The organism is Vibrio sp. V03_P4A6T147 (genome assembly GCF_002241085.1).
Lineage (GTDB): Bacteria > Pseudomonadota > Gammaproteobacteria > Enterobacterales > Vibrionaceae > Vibrio > Vibrio anguillarum.
In genome coordinates this window covers 1-18,801 of the sequence record NZ_NDIO01000185.1, presented here as the reverse complement: position 1 = coordinate 18,801, position 18,801 = coordinate 1, and the positions used below count along the sequence as shown (strand labels likewise).

Genomic DNA, 18,801 nt, shown 5'->3' with positions numbered 1-18,801 from the left:
CCGAACTGGCTCCAGAAACAGGTTTAAGTGGTGAGATTGCCATTAATACTATTTTTGCATCTTCCCAATCATCATTTGATACGGGTGGAGATGAGCGTATTACATCACTCGAAACAAAGAGTAGCCGGCAGTCAAACTTTGCCGTTGGGCCTTTGGGTAACCTTGCTTACACCTTCGGGGACAAACGTCAACAACAGGTTTATCTAGGCACCTCACGTGATGATATTGCCGTCGGCACTTTAGCGCTTCAGCTGGGCTATCAATATGAGATGGAGACAGGTACCGTGGTTGATGTGGCTTTTTTGCCGACCGTGATGTCTGGAAAAACCTGGGCCAATCCTTACCAACTAAACAGTCAGCGCCAAGAAACCGATGAGTCAGGAAATGCCTACCGATTAACATTCAATAGTATTCAAGGCAGCCCATGGACTATCGATGTCGCTTACGCGACCAAAGAGATCGACAACGATCAGTTTCCAAGCCCTGAACTGGCTCGTGATGGTAAAAGTTACTACCTAAAAGGGCAGTATCGTTATTCTCTGAGCCCAACCAGTTTGTTACAGCCCTCCATCACTTATATCAACCACCAAGCGGATGGCGACGCCAATACTCATCACTCTTACGCCGCCGATCTCTCCTACTTCACGTTTATCAATCGCCATAAACTGGCGCTGACCGCTGGTTATACCAAGCGCGACTATCAAGGTGGAAATTCACTGTTTAATCACACTGTGCGTAATGACGATGAACTGAGCCTATTCTTCGCGTACGAATACAGTCAATTTATGGATTGGGATGATTGGTCATTAATCGCTTTAGCCGGTTATAACCAATCGAGCTCAAACCTCTCGTTTTACGACGAATCGTCTCTCTTTACAGCGCTAGGGTTAAATTACCAATTTTAAGTTCATTACACCGCTTGTGCGGTCAGTTGTTTCAACAAGCGGTCCATCGCTCGATAGCCGAGTGCTTCCGCTAGATGGGGCTTAGCAATCTGCTCGGCCCCTTCTAAATCAGCAATCGTACGTGCCACTTTGATAATGCGATGATACGCGCGGATGGAGAGCCCTAGGCGGTGCAGTGCATTTTCCAAAAATTCGGCGTCAGCCTTAGTTAAAGGGCAATACTGTTCAATTTCTCGGCTCCCTAACAAAGCATTAACCTTGCCATTACGAATCACCATCCGTTCACGAGCAATCAACACTCTTTCTTTAACCACAGCCGTTGCTTCACCTCTTTCGCCGCCATTTGCCAGCATTCCTTTGGGAAGCGAGGGGATTTCTATCGACATGTCAAAGCGATCAAGCAATGGCCCCGATAAGCGTCCCAAATAGCGCAAAATACTCTGCGGGTTGGCTCTGGCTTGCGTGCCTTCGTAATAACCAGTTGGGCTGGGGTTCAACGCCCCCACTAATTGAAAGCGAGCAGGAAAACGCGTTTTGCCTTGCGCTCTTGAAATAATAATTTCACCTGACTCTAATGGCTCACGCAATGAGTCGAGCACTTTTCGTTCAAATTCCGGCATTTCGTCAAGAAACAATAACCCATTGTGTGCCAAAGAAATTTCCCCCGGCCTCGGAATAGAACCGCCACCGACCAGCGCCGCCATTGAACTGGAATGATGAGGCGAGCGAAATGGCCTTTGCTTCCAGTTGTGCTGGTTGATGTCTTGTGGAGTCAGAGAAGCAACCGAAGCGGTTTCCATCGCTTCATCTTCATTCATTTCTGGTAATAAATCACACAACCGAGAGGCAAGCATGGTTTTACCCGTTCCGGGTGGACCGAGAAAAAGCAGGTTATGGTTGCCCGCGGCTGCGATTTCTAACGCTCGCTTTCCTTGCTGTTGACCAATGATATCTTGCAGATCGCGAGTACTTTTCGCTTGGCACGGTTTAGGTTCGGTTTGAAAAAGAGAGAGGGTTTGCTGGCCACACAAATCAGCACACACCTCAAGCAGCGTTTGCGCCGATTTATGCTGATCCTTTGCCACTAACGCGGCTTGATCACCATTACCATGAGGCACCACCAAACAGCGCTTGGCTCGATTCGCAGCTAAAGCGGCGGGTAATACACCTTTAACAGGACGCAACTCACCAGATAAGGCTAATTCACCAATAAACTCATACCCATCTAACTTCGTTAGCGCTATCTGCTGTGAGGCCGCCAAAATACCCAACGCGATCGGTAAATCAAATCGACCACCCTCTTTGGGGAGATCCGCAGGGGCTAGATTGACCGTAATACGCTTGGCGGGAAACTCAAAGCGGGAATTAATGATAGCGCTGCGCACGCGATCACGAGACTCTTTGACCGTCGTTTCTGGCAAGCCGACCAACGTAAAACCGGGCATACCATTGCTAATATGCACTTCAACTGTCACTGTCGGTGCTTGCACGCCAACACTGGCTCGGCTGTGAATAATTGCGAGTCCCATTTCATTCCTTTGTGGTTGTTTAAAAAGTGTTCGTTCTGTTTCTGCGCCCTTATTTGCACACGAGAGATTGTTATATAGCTTGTTGTGATGCTGAAAGAATGTGAAAAAAGAATGAGTTTTTGCTTGTCATTTAACGGAATTGTGTGTTACCACTAGAGACGCAAACAATTTCGTAAGATATTACGCCAACTATTTTAAGAATTAAGTGATGAATTTGAACGCTCACATTAACCTACTGCTAAGCCTGATTATCGTGGTCATTATTGATTCCGCGCGGGGGCTAGTGGGCGCAAAATAACCACCAGATTCAAAAGACCCCCGCACTGAAAAGTCCGGGGGTTTTTTTACAACTATTAAACTAAAAAGTTCATACTGGTTGGCGATTATCCAACCCGATATGGCAGGAAGAATGGGAGCGCACATGAAGTGCAAACACAACATGGTTTACTGTGCCATACACAGTTTGGGAGGGTTACGATGACAGGAGCACAACTGGTTGTAGCCGCATTAAAGCAGCAGGGAATCAAAACCGTTTTTGGTTATCCCGGCGGCGCTATTATGCCAATCTATGATGCATTATACGATGGCGGTGTAGAACACATTCTCTGTCGCCACGAACAAGGTGCAGCCATGGCGGCGATTGGCATGGCGCGCTCGACACAAGATGTCGCGGTGTGCATGGCCACCTCAGGACCCGGAGCGACCAATTTGGTCACCGGTCTTGCCGATGCATTTCTTGACTCAATCCCCCTTGTCGCCATCACCGGCCAAGTCGCAAGCTCGCACATTGGTACCGATGCTTTTCAAGAGATGGACGTGATTGGTATGTCACTCTCTTGCACCAAACACAGCTACCTCGTTACCGATATCCACGATCTCGCACCCACCCTTGCCGAAGCCTTTGAGGTAGCGAAAGCGGGTCGTCCCGGCCCGGTGATTGTGGATATCGCTAAAGATGTACAACTGGCAAAAACCCCCGTGACTGAGCTACCTGCATTCACTGCGCCAGCCATGCCAGTTGCCAGCCAAGAGCAGCTTCACGCAGCGCAACAACTGCTTTCACAAAGCTCTCGTCCTGTATTGTATGTTGGCGGTGGCGTTCAACTGGCCAAAGCGACCGATTCCGTACGCGAGTTTTTACGCCTCAATCCGATGCCATCAGTAAGTACCTTAAAAGGCTTGGGCACGATTGAGCGTCATGATCCGCACTACCTTGGCATGCTTGGTATGCACGGGACTAAGGCGGCAAACTTGGTCGTTCAAGAGTGTGATTTGCTGATTGTGGTTGGAGCGCGCTTTGATGACCGAGTAACGGGAAAGCTGGATACTTTTGCACCACACGCCAAGGTGATTCATATCGATATCGATGCGGCCGAGTTTAATAAACTCCGTATCGCCAATGCGTCACTACGTGGTGACATCAATCTCATTCTTCCACAACTGGAACTGACGCGTGATATCGCACCGTGGGTTCACCACAGTGAAAGTTTGCGCAGTGGCTTTAAGTGGCGCTATGACCACCCGGGCGATCTCATTTTTGCACCATTGTTACTCAAACAACTGTCCGACATGATGCCCGATTCAGCCATCGTCTCAACCGACGTTGGCCAACATCAAATGTGGGCCGCGCAGCACATTCAGCCGCGTGCTCCACAGAACTTCATCACCTCAGCTGGCCTTGGAACTATGGGCTTTGGGTTGCCCGCCTCAATGGGTGCTGCCGTTGCTCGCCCAGATGATCAATCCATTCTCATTTCCGGGGATGGCTCGTTCATGATGAATGTTCAAGAACTTGGTACGCTCAAGCGCCGCCAAATCCCGGTCAAGATGGTACTACTGAACAACCATCGTTTGGGTATGGTGCGCCAATGGCAATCGCTGTTCTTTGATGGCCGCCATAGTGAAACGATTTTGGATGACAACCCAGATTTCGTGATGCTAGCTAAGGCGTTCGATATTCCTGGCAAAACCATCACCAAAAAAGAAGAAGTTGAACCAGCACTTAAAGAAATGCTGGCCAGCAAAACAGCTTATCTGCTTCACGTTTTGATTGATGAAGAAGAAAACGTATGGCCGCTTGTACCACCGGGCGCCTCAAATAGTGATATGTTGGAGAACACCTAATGGATAGATACCTATTAGACATCAAAGCCGATGATAAACCGGTGCTATTAGAGCGTGTTCTGCGCGTGATTCGCCATCGTGGATTTGTGATAAAACAAGTGGCCGCAACGCAAAACCACGCCAGCAAAGTCGCCAGTGTTGAAATCATTGTTGATAGTGATCGCCCCATCAGCACACTGATCAATCAAATTGAAAAATTATGGGATATTCGCAGTGTCGATGTCACCCCAATAAAAAATAACGAACTACCGAATAACAATTTACAACAAAAGATTTGTGCATAAGGAAGGCAATAAATGGCAACAAAAACTGCAGATTACATTTGGTTCAACGGTGAAATGGTTCCGTGGGCAAATGCAAACGTTCATGTACTGACACACGCAATGCACTACGGCACCTCGGTGTTTGAAGGTGTGCGTTGTTATAACACTCCTAAAGGTCCAATCGTCTTCCGTCATAAAGAGCACGCTCAACGCCTGAAAGATTCAGCAAAAATTTACCGTTTCCCTATCCCCTATACGATAGAAGAGATCATGGAAGCGACACGTGAAACATTGCGCGTCAATAAACTGGATTCAGCCTACATTCGCCCACTTGGCTTTGTTGGCAACGTTGGCCTTGGCGTTTGCCCACCAGTGAATACTGAAATGGAGTTAATCATTGCCGCCTTCCCTTGGGGTGCTTACTTAGGTGATGAAGCGCTAGAAAATGGTGTGGATGCGATGGTTTCTAGCTGGCATCGCGCTGCGCCAAACACCATACCAACCGCAGCCAAAGCGGGTGGTAACTATTTATCGTCTCTGCTTGTCGGTGGTGAAGCTCGTCGTCATGGCTATGCCGAAGGTATCGCCTTAAGCGTGGATGGTTATTTATCTGAAGGTGCAGGCGAAAACATTTTCGTCATCAAAAACGGTGTGCTGCTCACGCCACCAACCACCAGCTCCATCTTGCCGGGTATCACGCGTGATTCGATCATGACGCTGGCTAAAGAAATGGGTTACGAAGTGCGTGAAGTGAACATTGCGCGTGAAGCACTCTACCTTGCTGACGAAATTTTTATGACTGGCACCGCCGCCGAAATCGTCCCTGTACGGAGCGTAGACCAAATTACGGTTGGAGAGGGTAAACGTGGGCCAATCACGAAAGTGATGCAAGAAGCTTACTTTGGCCTATTTAACGGCACCACTGAAGACAAGTGGGGCTGGTTGGATTACGTGTACCCACAACCGAAGTAATAGAGGACGATAGACAATGCCAAAGTATAGATCCGCAACGACGACACACGGACGTAATATGGCTGGAGCGCGCGCATTATGGCGCGCCACTGGCGTCAAAGATGAAGATTTCGGTAAGCCGATTATTGCGGTGGTTAACTCGTTCACTCAATTCGTACCGGGCCACGTGCACCTCAAAGATATGGGTCAATTGGTTGCGGGTGAAATCGAAAAAGCCGGCGGCATCGCCAAAGAATTTAATACCATCGCGGTAGATGACGGTATCGCCATGGGGCATGGCGGCATGCTGTACTCACTGCCCTCACGCGAGTTGATCGCAGACTCTGTCGAGTACATGGTTAATGCACACTGCGCTGATGCGATGGTCTGCATTTCCAACTGCGACAAAATCACCCCTGGGATGATGATGGCGGCACTGCGCATTAATATTCCCGTTATCTTTGTTTCTGGCGGGCCAATGGAAGCGGGTAAAACCAAGCTTTCTGATCAAATCATCAAACTCGATTTAGTCGATGCGATGATCCAAGGCGCTGACCCTAAAGTCTCCGACGCACAAAGTGAACAAATTGAACGCTCGGCCTGCCCAACCTGTGGTTCTTGTTCTGGCATGTTTACCGCCAACTCAATGAACTGTCTCACCGAAGCGTTGGGACTTTCTCAACCAGGTAATGGTTCGATGTTGGCCACGCATGCCGATCGTGAGGCGCTCTTCATCAACGCAGGTAAACGCATTGTTGAATTAACCAAGCGTTACTACGAACAAGATGATGCATCCGCCTTACCGCGTAATATTGCCAACAAAGCCGCATTCGAAAATGCGATGGCGCTCGATATTGCCATGGGCGGCTCAACCAACACCGTATTGCACCTATTAGCAGGCGCTCAAGAAGGTGAAATCGATTTTGACATGGGTGATATCGACCGCATGTCACGCCGCGTACCTCATCTGTGTAAAGTCGCGCCATCGACTCAAAAATATCACATGGAAGATGTACACCGCGCGGGTGGCGTGATGGCGATTCTTGGTGAACTGGATCGCGCCGGTCTCATCAACAATCAAACTCGCACCGTGTTGGGTTTATCGATGAAAGAGCAGTTGGCTCAATACGACATCATGCAAACGCAAGATGAAGACGTCTTAACCTTTTTCCGTGCCGGTCCTGCGGGTATTCGTACCACTAAAGCCTTCTCACAACAATGCCGATGGGATCGCCTCGATGACGATCGCAAAGAAGGCTGTATTCGTACTAAAGAGCATGCTTTTAGCCAAGATGGAGGCCTAGCCGTGCTATCTGGCAACATTGCCGTTGACGGCTGTATTGTAAAAACAGCAGGGGTTGATGAAGGTAGCCTGAAATTTGCAGGCCCAGCCGTGGTCTTTGAAAGCCAAGAAAGTGCCGTTGAAGGTATTTTAGGCGGTAAAGTGAAGGCTGGTGATGTTGTCGTCATCCGCTATGAAGGCCCGAAAGGCGGCCCGGGTATGCAAGAAATGCTTTACCCAACCACGTACCTCAAATCAATGGGGCTAGGCAAAGAGTGCGCGCTACTGACTGACGGTCGTTTCTCTGGGGGGACTTCCGGTTTATCAATTGGTCACGTTTCTCCAGAAGCTGCGAACGGCGGAACGATAGGTTTGGTTAATTCTGGGGATATTATCGCCATCGATATTCCAAACCGCTCCATTACGCTCAACGTTTCAGAAGCTGAACTGGCTGAGCGCCGCGTAAAACAAGACCAGCTCGGTTGGAAACCTGTCAATCGCCAGCGTGAAGTCTCTTTGGCATTGAAAGCCTACGCAAGTATGGCCACCAGCGCTGATAAAGGGGCTGTTCGAGACAAATCTAAGCTAGAGGGCTAGCGGATGAGCGACTCAGGTAACGCAACTCAAACTGGCGCAGATTATCTGCGCCAGATCCTGCGCGCCCCCGTGTATGACGTCGCAACGGTGACGCCACTGCAGGATATGCCTCGCTTATCGGCGCGCATCAAAAATCGCGTTCAGCTCAAGCGTGAAGATCGCCAGCCTGTGCATTCTTTTAAATTACGCGGCGCTTATAATATGGTGTCGAGTTTATCTGAGGTGCAAAAACAAGCAGGGGTGATTGCTGCGTCAGCAGGCAACCACGCGCAGGGAATGGCTCTATCGGGAACAAAATTAGGCATTAAAACCACCATTGTGATGCCTAAAACTACCCCTGATATCAAAGTCGAAGCGGTGCGCGGTTTTGGCGGTTTGGTGATTTTGCATGGCAACAACTTTGATGAAGCCAAAGCCGAAGCGGAACGCTTGGCTCACGAGCAAGGTTATACGTTTGTCCCACCGTTCGATCACCCACTGGTCATTGCAGGGCAAGGCACGATTGGCATGGAAATGCTGCAACAAAATGGCCACCTTGATTACATTTTTGTACCAGTCGGCGGTGGCGGTTTAGCCGCTGGGGTCGCGGTGCTCATCAAACAGCTGATGCCAGAAATCAAAGTCATTGCGGTTGAACCTGAAGATTCTGCTTGTTTAAAAGCAGCACTCGAGGCAGGTAAACCCGTGGTGCTTGACCAAGTCAGCATGTTTGCCGACGGTGTCGCGGTAAAACGTATTGGTGATGAAACCTTCCGTTTGTGTCAGCAATACATTGATGGCCACATCACGGTATCAAGCGATGAAATCTGCTCGGCGGTTAAAGATATCTTCGAAGACACGCGTGCGATTGCCGAACCTTCTGGAGCGCTTGCTCTGGCTGGTCTGAAGAAATTCGCGGAAAAACATAAGCTGGTGGATAAACAGTTAGGCACCGTACTTTCAGGGGCTAACACCAATTTCCACGGCTTGCGTTACGTGTCGGAGCGATGTGAGCTAGGCGAAAAACGTGAAGGGCTTTTGGCGGTGACCATACCTGAACGTCAAGGCGCGTTTTTTGAGTTTTGCAATATCATTGGCGGCCGTGCGGTCACCGAGTTCAACTATCGCTATAACGATGACAAGCTGGCCAACATTTTCGTCGGTGTACGCCTGTTAAGTGGGCAAGAAGAGCTCGACAACATCATTCACGATTTACGCCAAGGTGGCTACCCTGTGGTGGATCTATCGGATGATGAAATGGCCAAACTGCATGTCCGTTATATGATTGGAGGCAAACCCTCTAAGCCGCTAAAAGAACGATTATACAGCTTCGAATTTCCGGAATATCCGGGCGCTCTGCTGAAATTTCTCAGCACGCTTGGCACACACTGGAACATTAGCTTGTTTAATTACCGCAATCATGGCGCCGATTATGGCCGCGTATTGTGTGGTTTTGAACTCGAAGAGAGCGATTTAAACCGCTTCTCCGCCCACCTTAGAGAATTGGGTTACCAATGCAAAGATGAGACGGACAATCCTTCATACCAGTTCTTCTTATCCTAAAGCTCAATGCCAGTCCCACGACTGGCATTTTTTATGAGTGATGCATAATACGCATAGAACCAATGCTAAAGTTTCATTTTAGTCATAGTTAATTCAGTACTACACTTAGCGACATCTTATGCTTGCTGTGCCAATCTGGAGATCCGAATGTTTAAAGCGTTAATCCTTAATCAACAAGAAAAAAACACAGTTGCCACCATTGAACAAATCGACGAATCACAATTACCGCAAGGTGAAGTTTTAGTCGCGGTCGATTACTCATCATTGAATTACAAAGATGGTTTAGCCATTACAGGTAAAGGCAAAATCATTCGCAATTTCCCTATGGTACCGGGCATTGATCTTGCGGGAACCGTACTTGAATCCCAAGATACTCGCTACCAAACCGGTGATAAAGTTGTACTAACCGGTTGGGGAGTGGGTGAAAACCATTGGGGTGGTATGGCGCAAAAAGCACGCTTGAAAGCCGATTGGTTAGTGCCACTCGCGCACGGCCTTGATAGCAAAAAAGCGATGATGATTGGCACTGCTGGCTTTACCGCCATGCTTTGCGTGCAAGCCATTTTAGATGCGGGTATTCAACCGGAAAAGGGTGAAATATTGGTGACGGGTGCCAGTGGCGGCGTGGGTTCAGTTGCTGTAACACTATTAGCTAAGCTAGGTTATACAGTTGCTGCGGTAACGGGTCGTGTTGAACAAAATGGTCCACTGCTAGAAAAACTAGGAGCAAGCCGCGTTATTGATCGCAGCGAATTTGAAGAGCCAGCTCGTCCGCTGGAAAAACAGATTTGGGCTGGCGCGGTCGATACAGTAGGCAGCAAAATGTTAGCCAAAGTGTTAGCCCAAATGGACTACAACAGCACAGTTGCCGCGTGTGGTTTAGCGGGTGGTTTTGATTTACCCACCACCGTCATGCCGTTCATTTTGCGCAATGTACGCCTGCAAGGTGTCGACTCCGTCTCTTGCCCGCTAGAAAAACGCATGGCAGCATGGGAAAGCTTAGCGAAACTGCTACCTGCAAGCTACTTTGAGCAAGCGTGTGAGGAAATCACCCTCGAACAAACAGCGCAGTACGCTGAAACGATCACCAATGGTCAAGTGACTGGTCGCGTGGTGATTAAGCTTTAAACCATTCATTCATCAAGCTTTCGTCTTACTCAAAGCTTGATGATTTTTATCCCTCTAACTGCATCTCTTCAATACGCTTAGCAATCAACCGGCTGCACTCTTGTTTGACGATCTGCCTTAACCATTCTTGGGCAGGAGAATGCTCACATCGCGAGTGCCAAATCATAGAGTAGTCAAACGGCGTAAACTGAAACGGTAACGGCTTCACCACTAATGCGTAACGTTCTGCCACTAAATAGGCCAGATCCGCAGGCACCGTAATAATCAATGGCATGGTATCAACAATCGCTAGCGCGGCTTCTAAATGATAGGCTCTGAGCACCATTTTCCGTTTAGGCTGCCCACTTAATGCTTGTTCAATTAAGGCATTAACACCATCACTGATCGCAATCATCGCATGCGGGTATGTCAGGTAATCCGCTAAAGAGATCTGCCGATTCGCCAACGGATGGTGTTGGGAGAGCAAACAAAGCACACCGACTCGCCCAAGCACCTCACTCATCAATGGTGCTACTGGCGACGTTGGGCGACAAATCGCTAAATCAGCTCCTTCATAAGTCAGTTGATCGGCCAACCTATCATGCTGCAAAGGTAAAAACTCAAACGACACGTTTGGTGCCTCTTGATATATCCTTGGTAAAGCAAACGGTAAGATGGTCTGCATTGCGTAATCTGTCGTGGCAATGGTGAAGGTTTGTTCACATTGCTGGGGGTCAAATTCAACAGGTGAAAGGATTTGACGTAGAGACTCCAATGGCTCGCCTAAGGCACGATTAAGCTCCAGCGCTTTTTCAGTCGGGATGAGATGCTGACCTTGGCGCGTAAAAAGAGGATCATTGAGCAGATCACGTAACCGACCTAATACACGGCTCATGGCTGACTGGCTAAGATTTAAACGCTGGGCCGCTTTACTGACACTGCTCTCTTCTATCAACACTCTCAGTGCAATCAATAAATTCAGATCACGACGATAGATATCTTCCAACTCCATGCAATAACCCCACTTTTGTCATTGGTAAATAGGCTCAGTGTACGCGTTAGGCAAAAAAAATCCCGCCTTTCAGCGGGGAAGCCCAAGAAAATGGGGATAGTGTCGGAATGTGTTACGTGTCGTATTAGTGCAATGCGTTGATCAATATGTGATGGATTAGTGATTCTGCTCTTCTGAGATGCCTTTCCAAAGATGCATCTCAAGCCAGATCCCAACCAGTGACGCACTGACACCAAAAAGTGGCATCCATGACGTTTCTGCAGGCGTTCGCATCACTAAGGCACAAAATGAGATAAAGCAGAGAACCGAATAAATGGTTAACCTATCAAGCGCTGTTAACATAAGTGCCTCACCAAATTGTTATCAACTTGTTAAGTAAGTTAAAACAAAAAGATCACTTTGCCAAGTGGTTATTGAATATTTTTTCCTCGCCAGTATTATCTACGCCTTGCGATAACATCGATTAGGTTTGAATATGACATTTGATCCGGCACTTGCCACACAAATACTCGAAGCCGAAGGATTGCGCTGTCCCGAGCCTGTAATGATGGTCAGAAAAACCATTCGAACCATGCAAGATGGCGAAATTTTACTAGTGAAAGCCGATGACCCGTCAACCACTCGAGACATTCCCAGTTTTTGCCGCTTTATGGATCATCAGTTAATTGCGGAGAAAGTGGACACATTGCCCTATCTCTATTTGATTAAGAAAGGATTGAGTTAAGCCTCGATCTAAGTGATGCGTACGCAAAAGAAAAGGCGACCTCAAAAAGGCCGCCTTTTGCTATTGATTCATTGCGCTGCACACTACTCATTAAACTCGATGGTGCGGATCTCTGATTGCAGTTTTGTGATCTGCTTTTGCAGGGTTCGAATTTCATCGTGCATCGGGATAATGTGCGCGACTCGGATCCAAGATTCCACCATTAAGCCACACAATATGATTGCGCCGGCCACCATGGGTAGCCACATTTCCGTCAACGCCATACCCAACAACGTCAGCACAAAACCGAACGTAAACAAGTAACTTTGGCTCTTGGCGGTCATTCCCATATAACGTGTCAGCATATGCATTCCCTCTTAGACTTGCATCATCTAGCACTACAGTAACATGACCAGTATGGCATAAATTTGTCACTCATCACGCAACCGTAGACGTTGGGCGACAAGTTGAGTAATAAATTGTGTCACGCTCACTCGCCCAATCATCTAATCGATTGGAATTACCAAATCGCCGCGCCGATCGCTAATATCAAAAAGAGTACCGCCGTGATTTTACGAATAAGTCCTAGCGGCATTTTATCGGCGGATAATTTACCAATCAGCACCACAGGTACGTTAGCCAGCAACATACCAATCGTCGTTCCGAGCACCACCCACAGTAGAGCATCCGCATATTGCGCACCAAGAATAGACGTTGCTATTTGGGTTTTATCGCCAATTTCAGCGACAAAAAAAGCGATGAAGCTAGCGACAAAAGGACCTCGATTGGTAATCTTTTCATCACCGTCGAGTTTGTCTGGAATTAACACCCAACCCGCCATGGCAAGGAAGCTGGCGACCAACACCCATTTAAGGATTTCTGGTGACAGGTAATCGGCAACGACCACGCCCAGCCAAGCAGCGAGTGCATGGTTAACCATCGTTGCGACAAAAATGGCGGCAATAATAGGCAAAGGTTTACGATAACGACTGGCTAGCAGCAGAGAAAGCAGTTGGGTTTTATCGCCAATTTCAGCTAAGGCGACGGTAGTAATTGAAATAGCTAATACGCTCACGACAGGCTCAATGGGGCGGGATAATTATAATAACCATAGACAAACGCCACTCCCCGCCCCGGTTTGTGATGTTTGTCTAAGGTCTTGCTAAGCTAAAATGACTTTAGCCTCGAACGCCACGGTGATTTGGCACCAATTATGTTGACGAACGAACCATTAAGATAAGAAATCTCACTGGTAAGCTACTCCCCAAAGACGGCGCAATTCTAATCAGGCCGAGTGAAAATCTCAAGTTAGAAATAAGTCAAAATCGTTCATGTGCAGGAATTTGGCACAATCGATGCGATAAATTCGACCAAAACGGATTTTCGACCATTAATTAAGCAAGATTACCCCTACTCGCTGAGCGAATATCTGGGTATACTTGTTCGTTATTTTCATCCATTCAGACAGAAGAATCGCGCGAACCTGACTATGCAAAAATACGATATCAAAACCTTTCAGGGTATGATCCTCGCGCTGCAGGATTATTGGGCCCAACAAGGCTGTACCATTGTTCAACCATTAGACATGGAAGTTGGTGCAGGAACCTCTCACCCAATGACATGCCTGCGAGCTTTAGGCCCAGAGCCCATTGCAACGGCGTATGTTCAACCCTCTCGTCGCCCAACGGACGGTCGTTATGGTGAAAACCCAAACCGCCTGCAACACTATTACCAATTCCAAGTCATCATCAAACCTTCACCAGACAACATTCAAGAGTTGTATCTGGGGTCTTTAGAGGTGCTCGGTGTTGACCCACTAGTACACGATATTCGTTTCGTGGAAGATAACTGGGAAAACCCAACCTTAGGTGCTTGGGGTCTTGGCTGGGAAGTGTGGCTAAACGGCATGGAAGTAACTCAATTTACTTACTTCCAACAAGTCGGTGGCCTTGAGTGCAAGCCTGTCACCGGCGAAATCACTTACGGTATTGAACGTCTTGCCATGTATATTCAAGGCGTGGATTCAGTGTATGACTTAGTCTGGACAGATGGCCCATTAGGTAAAGTCACCTATGGTGACATTTACCATCAAAATGAAGTCGAACAATCCACTTACAACTTCGAACACGCGGATGTCGATTTTCTTTTCACTTTCTTCGACCAGTGCGAAAAAGAGTGTAAGCATCTACTTGAACTAGAAAAACCGCTGCCACTTCCTGCCTATGAGCGTATTTTGAAAGCGGGCCATGCCTTTAACCTATTGGACGCGCGTAAAGCGATTTCGGTGACAGAACGTCAACGTTACATCCTACGCATCCGTAACCTGACCAAAGCGGTTGCAGAAGCGTACTACGCATCTCGTGAAGCACTTGGCTTCCCTATGTGTAAAAAGGGTGAGGACAAATAAGATGGCAAAAGAATTTCTAATTGAATTAGGCACAGAAGAGCTACCACCAAAACAACTTCGCACTTTGGCTGAAGCGTTTGCGGCTAACTTTGCCGCAGAATTGAAAACCGCTGAACTGGCACACGAAGGCATCAAATGGTTTGCAACCCCTCGCCGTTTAGCACTGAAAGTGACCAACTTGGCCCAAGGTCAAGCGGATAAAGTGGTCGAAAAACGTGGCCCCGCTATTTCTGTTGCTTTTGATGCCGATGGCAATCCAACCAAAGCAGCACAAGGCTGGGCGCGTGGTAACGGCATTACTGTTGAGCAAGCGGATCGCCTAACAACAGAACAAGGTGAATGGCTACTGTTCAAACAGGAAGTCAAAGGCCAAGATGCCAAAGCTATTGTGGTTGAACTTGCCGCCAAAGCGTTAGCAAACTTGCCTATCGCCAAACCCATGCGCTGGGGTGATAAAGAAACACAATTTATCCGCCCAGTAAAAACTCTGACTATTTTGATGGGCGATGAACTGATCGAAGGTGAGATCTTAGGCGTAGCTTCTGCGCGCACCATTCGTGGTCACCGCTTTATGGGCGAAAAAGAGTTCACCATCGATTCAGCAGAACAATACCCAGCGATTTTAGAACAGCGCGGTAAAGTGATCGCCGATTACGATGCGCGTAAAGCGATAATTATTGCGGATGCACAAAAAGCAGCGCTACAGGTTGGCGGTGTTGCCGATCTTGACGATGACTTGGTTGAAGAAGTGACCTCACTGGTTGAATGGCCAGTGGTGCTTACGGCGAAATTTGAAGAAAAATTCCTTAAAGTACCGTCAGAAGCTTTGGTTTACACCATGAAAGGTGACCAAAAATACTTCCCGGTTTATTCTCATCAGATGAGCGATGCGAATAAGCAATTGCTGCCTAACTTTATTTTCGTCTCTAACATCGAGTCGAAAGAGCCTCGCCATGTTATCGAAGGCAACGAGAAAGTCGTTCGTCCACGCTTAGCGGACGCAGAATTCTTCTTTAATACCGATCTCAAAAGCAAATTAGTCGATCGTCTACCACGACTAGAAACCGCGATTTTCCAGCAGCAGTTGGGTACGATTAAAGATAAAACTGACCGTATTACTGAACTGGCTGGTTACATTGCAGAACAGATTGGCGCGGATGTAGAAAAATCAAAACGTGCGGGCTTACTGGCTAAATGCGATTTGATGACCTCCATGGTGTTTGAATTTACCGACACGCAAGGCGTGATGGGTATGCATTATGCTCGCCATGACGGAGAAGCAGAAGAAGTCGCCGTTGCACTAAACGAACAGTACATGCCACGCTTTGCTGGCGATGCTCTGCCAACCAATGGCGTTTCCGCCGCTGTGGCAATCGCAGACAAGCTAGACACCATAGTCGGCATCTTCGGTATTGGCCAAGCGCCAAAAGGCTCGGATCCCTTTGCTCTGCGTCGCGCATCACTGGGTGTACTGCGCATCATCGTTGAATACGGCTATAACTTGGACTTAGTTGACCTCGTAGCAAAAGCGAAATCGCTGTTTGGTGATCGCCTTACCCACGACAACGTTGAGCACGATGTAATTGAGTTTATGCTTGGCCGTTTCCGTGCTTGGTATCAAGATGAAGGTTTTAGCGTCGACATCATCCAAGCGGTACTTGCTCGTCGTCCAACCAAACCCGCTGATTTTGACAAACGTGTTAAAGCGGTTTCCCACTTCCGTGAACTGGAAGCGGCTGAAGCCCTAGCGGCGGCAAACAAGCGTGTCGGTAACATTTTAGCGAAATTTGACGGTGAACTGGCTGCAGAAATCAACCTAACACTTCTTCAAGAAGCGGCCGAAAAAGCCTTAGCGGAAGAAGTGGAAGTGATGACCGAAGCACTAGAACCTGCTTTCGCTACCGGTGATTACCAACAAGCACTGAGCAAGCTGGCAGCACTACGTGAACCTGTTGATGCTTTCTTTGATAATGTCATGGTGATGGCAGACGATGAAGCATTAAAACAAAACCGTTTAACGCTGCTCAACAACTTGCGTAATCTGTTCCTACAAATTGCTGATATTTCACTGCTGCAAAAGTAGTCGCTGATATTTCGGCACACAAATTAATCTATCAAAGCCCAGCGGCCATCCGCTGGGCTTTTTGTTTTATCTGACCGCAGTGTGTTATTTGGCGAAAAATAGTGCTTTGACTCGCAAAAACATTGGGGTATGTTCAAGGATTACTCGATGGGCATGGCATCGTTTCATGCCCCTTTATGCAAGCAAATACAAGAATGAATTAGGCAGTCAGCAATGCAGTTTTCGAAATTTGGTGAAAAATTTAATCAGTATTCCGGTATTACTCAGTTAATGGACGATCTCAATGATGGCCTGCGCACTCCCGGAGCCATTATGCTCGGCGGTGGTAACCCAGCCGCCATTCCCGCCATGATTGACTACTTTCATCAAACCAGTGCTGACATGCTTAGCAGTGGTGAACTGATCGCTGCCCTCGCCAACTATGATGGCCCACAAGGTAAAGATCTGTTCGTTAAATCTCTCGCAAAACTGCTCAAAGAAACCTATGGCTGGGAAATCAGTGAAAAGAACATTAGCTTAACCAATGGCAGCCAGAGTGGATTTTTCTATCTATTTAATCTGTTTGCTGGCCAGCAAGCTGATGGTTCACATAAGAAAATTTTACTGCCATTAGCGCCTGAATATATTGGTTATGGTGATGCCGGGATAGATGAAGATATTTTTGTCTCCTATCGCCCAGAAATAGAACTACTCGACAATGGCTTATTCAAATACCACGTGGATTTTGAAACCTTGAGCGTGGATTCGTCGGTAGCCGCCATTTGTGCTTCCCGTCCAACCAATCCGACGGGAAATGTGCTCACAGAACAAGAGATCCACAAGCTCGATAAGCTGGCTAGAGAGAACAATATCCCACTGATTATCGACAATGCATACGGCGTTCCATTTCCCAACATCATTTTTGAAGAGATTGAACCCTTTTGGAATGACAACACCATTTTATGCATGAGCCTTTCGAAACTGGGTTTACCCGGTGTGCGCTGCGGTATCGTCATTGCCAACGAAACCATTACCCAAGCATTAACCAACATGAATGGCATCATTAGCTTAGCGCCAGGCAGCATCGGCCCAGCCATTGCTCATCACATGATTGAAAAAGGCGATCTATTAAGGCTCAGTCGCGATGTGATCAAGCCCTTCTACCAGCAGAAATCACAAAGAGCAGTCGAGTTACTCAAGCAAGCCATTAGCGACCCGCGCTTTCGTATCCATAAACCAGAAGGGGCGATCTTTTTATGGCTCTGGTTTGATGAGCTCCCTATAACCACCATGGAACTTTACCAACGTCTAAAAGCCAGAGGAGTATTGATTGTACCGGGTGAGTATTTCTTTATTGGTCAACAAGACGATTGGCAACACGCGCATCAGTGTCTGCGCATGAACTACGTGCAAGATGATGAAGCCATGCAAAAGGGCATTCAAATTATTGCTCAAGAAGTGGCATTAGCTTATCAACAGTAATCCATCCTTTCTGCCATGAAAAAGAGCGCCAAAAGGCGCTCTTTCACTACTTTAATGTGGCCAGTAACTTAATTGTTCTCAATTAAGTTTTTACCATTAATCGCAATTTTACGTGGTTGCATCGCTTCAGGTGTTTCACGTTCAAGATCCACGTGTAGCAAGCCATTTTCCATTGTGGCTCCGAGCACTTTGACATAGTCGGCCAATTGGAATTTACGTTCAAAATCGCGCTCAGCAATACCTTGGTAGACGTAGTTTTTATTCTCTTCGGGTTTACGTTCACCACGCACAATCAGCGTATTTTCTTGTTGAGTAATCTCAATCTGCTCTTCAGAAAAACCAGCTACCGCCATCGTGATGCGATATTTATTGTCGTCTTGCTGTTCAATATTGTACGGAGGGTAACCCGCAGAGCTATTCTTCGCTGAACTGGATTCCATCATGTTTAATAGACGGTCAAAACCAATTGCGTTGCGGTATAAAGGAGTGAAATCTACTGTTCTCATCATACTATCCTCATCATAAGCAATAGCCTTAGCGCATAGACGCTAAGCCGTTAGCAGCCATTCTTTCAACATGGAGCTAACAACACATTTAATGATCACAACACAAGGCTCCTCTTAAGAGAGCAAACCTGTGTCGCCATTCCAGAGGTCCTTACGGCATCCTCTTCATTGATAGATATAGGGGCACTAAAATTCTTTTCAAGGATTTTTTGAAAAATTTTTTAGTCCTCGCTAAAGCGAACAGAAACTAGAAAGAGGACATCGAATCAAACTGATACTCCGTAGAGTTACAAAGCCTTCATTAGCAGGATATAGAGTCAATACAGAGA

At 47.5% G+C, this 18,801-nt stretch carries 17 protein-coding genes; 11 read left to right on the top strand and 6 right to left on the bottom strand.

Annotation, left to right across the window (positions count from 1 at the left end; all coding sequences use genetic code 11):
• Positions 1-905, top strand: a 905-nt coding sequence (locus tag B9J84_RS07545; RefSeq protein WP_094123864.1) for a DUF2860 domain-containing protein, incomplete at its 5' end; no start/stop codon positions are given.
• A gap of 5 nt (positions 906-910) precedes the next feature.
• Here the strand turns inward: B9J84_RS07545 and B9J84_RS07540 are convergent.
• Positions 911-2,434, bottom strand: coding sequence for a YifB family Mg chelatase-like AAA ATPase (locus B9J84_RS07540; protein WP_094123863.1), 1,524 nt, complete (start codon positions 2,432-2,434; stop codon positions 911-913).
• 477 nt (positions 2,435-2,911) lie between these two features.
• On the opposite strand from B9J84_RS07540, the gene ilvG reads away from it, so the two are divergent.
• The 6 genes from ilvG to B9J84_RS07510 all read left to right on the top strand — a co-directional run bounded on the left by ilvG (position 2,912) and on the right by B9J84_RS07510 (position 10,321).
• Positions 2,912-4,558, top strand: a complete 1,647-nt coding sequence (gene ilvG / locus B9J84_RS07535; protein ID WP_017044151.1) for an acetolactate synthase 2 catalytic subunit — start codon at positions 2,912-2,914, stop codon at positions 4,556-4,558.
• Positions 4,558-4,842 (top strand): acetolactate synthase 2 small subunit, encoded by a 285-nt coding sequence (gene ilvM, locus B9J84_RS07530; protein ID WP_010319930.1) that lies wholly within the window; start codon positions 4,558-4,560, stop codon positions 4,840-4,842. The genes ilvG and ilvM overlap by 1 nt, the downstream gene beginning before the upstream one ends.
• A gap of 12 nt (positions 4,843-4,854) precedes the next feature.
• The gene (gene ilvE / locus B9J84_RS07525; protein ID WP_010319931.1) at positions 4,855-5,793 is read left to right on the top strand and encodes a branched-chain-amino-acid transaminase; all 939 of its coding nucleotides are present in this window, start codon (positions 4,855-4,857) and stop codon (positions 5,791-5,793) included.
• A gap of 16 nt (positions 5,794-5,809) precedes the next feature.
• A complete protein-coding gene (gene ilvD, locus B9J84_RS07520) occupies positions 5,810-7,651 on the top strand; it encodes a dihydroxy-acid dehydratase (RefSeq protein ID WP_017046358.1) in 1,842 nt (613 codons plus the stop codon).
• 3 nt (positions 7,652-7,654) lie between these two features.
• On the top strand, positions 7,655-9,193 hold the full coding sequence (ilvA, locus tag B9J84_RS07515; RefSeq protein WP_017046359.1) for a threonine ammonia-lyase, biosynthetic: 1,539 nt from the start codon (positions 7,655-7,657) through the stop codon (positions 9,191-9,193).
• Positions 9,194-9,340: 147 nt separating this feature from the next.
• Positions 9,341-10,321, top strand: a complete 981-nt coding sequence (locus tag B9J84_RS07510; RefSeq protein ID WP_017047824.1) for an MDR family oxidoreductase — start codon at positions 9,341-9,343, stop codon at positions 10,319-10,321.
• A 46-nt stretch (positions 10,322-10,367) separates the two neighbouring features.
• On the opposite strand, the gene B9J84_RS07505 is transcribed toward B9J84_RS07510, so the two are convergent.
• Complete coding sequence (locus B9J84_RS07505; RefSeq protein WP_013855564.1) at positions 10,368-11,312, bottom strand: LysR family transcriptional regulator; 945 nt, start codon at positions 11,310-11,312, stop codon at positions 10,368-10,370.
• Positions 11,313-11,468: 156 nt separating this feature from the next.
• Positions 11,469-11,654 (bottom strand): hypothetical protein, encoded by a 186-nt coding sequence (locus tag B9J84_RS07500; RefSeq protein ID WP_010319936.1) that lies wholly within the window; start codon positions 11,652-11,654, stop codon positions 11,469-11,471.
• 133 nt (positions 11,655-11,787) lie between these two features.
• On the opposite strand from B9J84_RS07500, the gene tusA reads away from it, so the two are divergent.
• Positions 11,788-12,036, top strand: coding sequence for a sulfurtransferase TusA (gene tusA / locus B9J84_RS07495; protein WP_020977692.1), 249 nt, complete (start codon positions 11,788-11,790; stop codon positions 12,034-12,036).
• An 83-nt stretch (positions 12,037-12,119) separates the two neighbouring features.
• Here the strand turns inward: tusA and B9J84_RS07490 are convergent, their stop codons facing one another.
• Both B9J84_RS07490 and B9J84_RS07485 read right to left on the bottom strand, forming a co-directional pair.
• Positions 12,120-12,380: a hypothetical protein gene (locus B9J84_RS07490; RefSeq protein WP_010319938.1), complete on the bottom strand. Its 261-nt coding sequence runs from the start codon at positions 12,378-12,380 to the stop codon at positions 12,120-12,122.
• A gap of 155 nt (positions 12,381-12,535) precedes the next feature.
• The gene (locus B9J84_RS07485) at positions 12,536-13,090 is read right to left on the bottom strand and encodes a TMEM165/GDT1 family protein (protein ID WP_017046363.1); all 555 of its coding nucleotides are present in this window, start codon (positions 13,088-13,090) and stop codon (positions 12,536-12,538) included.
• A gap of 414 nt (positions 13,091-13,504) precedes the next feature.
• Between B9J84_RS07485 and glyQ the strand changes: the two genes are divergently transcribed.
• The 3 genes from glyQ to B9J84_RS07470 all read left to right on the top strand — a co-directional run bounded on the left by glyQ (position 13,505) and on the right by B9J84_RS07470 (position 17,966).
• Positions 13,505-14,422 carry a glycine--tRNA ligase subunit alpha gene (glyQ, locus tag B9J84_RS07480; RefSeq protein ID WP_013855568.1) on the top strand — a complete coding sequence of 306 codons (918 nt, stop codon included), beginning with the start codon at positions 13,505-13,507 and terminating at the stop codon, positions 14,420-14,422.
• A 1-nt stretch (position 14,423) separates the two neighbouring features.
• Positions 14,424-16,505, top strand: coding sequence for a glycine--tRNA ligase subunit beta (gene glyS / locus B9J84_RS07475; protein WP_094123862.1), 2,082 nt, complete (start codon positions 14,424-14,426; stop codon positions 16,503-16,505).
• Positions 16,506-16,718: 213 nt separating this feature from the next.
• A complete protein-coding gene (locus tag B9J84_RS07470; RefSeq protein WP_010319942.1) occupies positions 16,719-17,966 on the top strand; it encodes a valine--pyruvate transaminase in 1,248 nt (415 codons plus the stop codon).
• Positions 17,967-18,034: 68 nt separating this feature from the next.
• Here the strand turns inward: B9J84_RS07470 and B9J84_RS07465 are convergent, their stop codons facing one another.
• The gene (locus tag B9J84_RS07465; RefSeq protein WP_010319943.1) at positions 18,035-18,472 is read right to left on the bottom strand and encodes an Hsp20 family protein; all 438 of its coding nucleotides are present in this window, start codon (positions 18,470-18,472) and stop codon (positions 18,035-18,037) included.
• Positions 18,473-18,801: the final 329 nt, after the last annotated feature.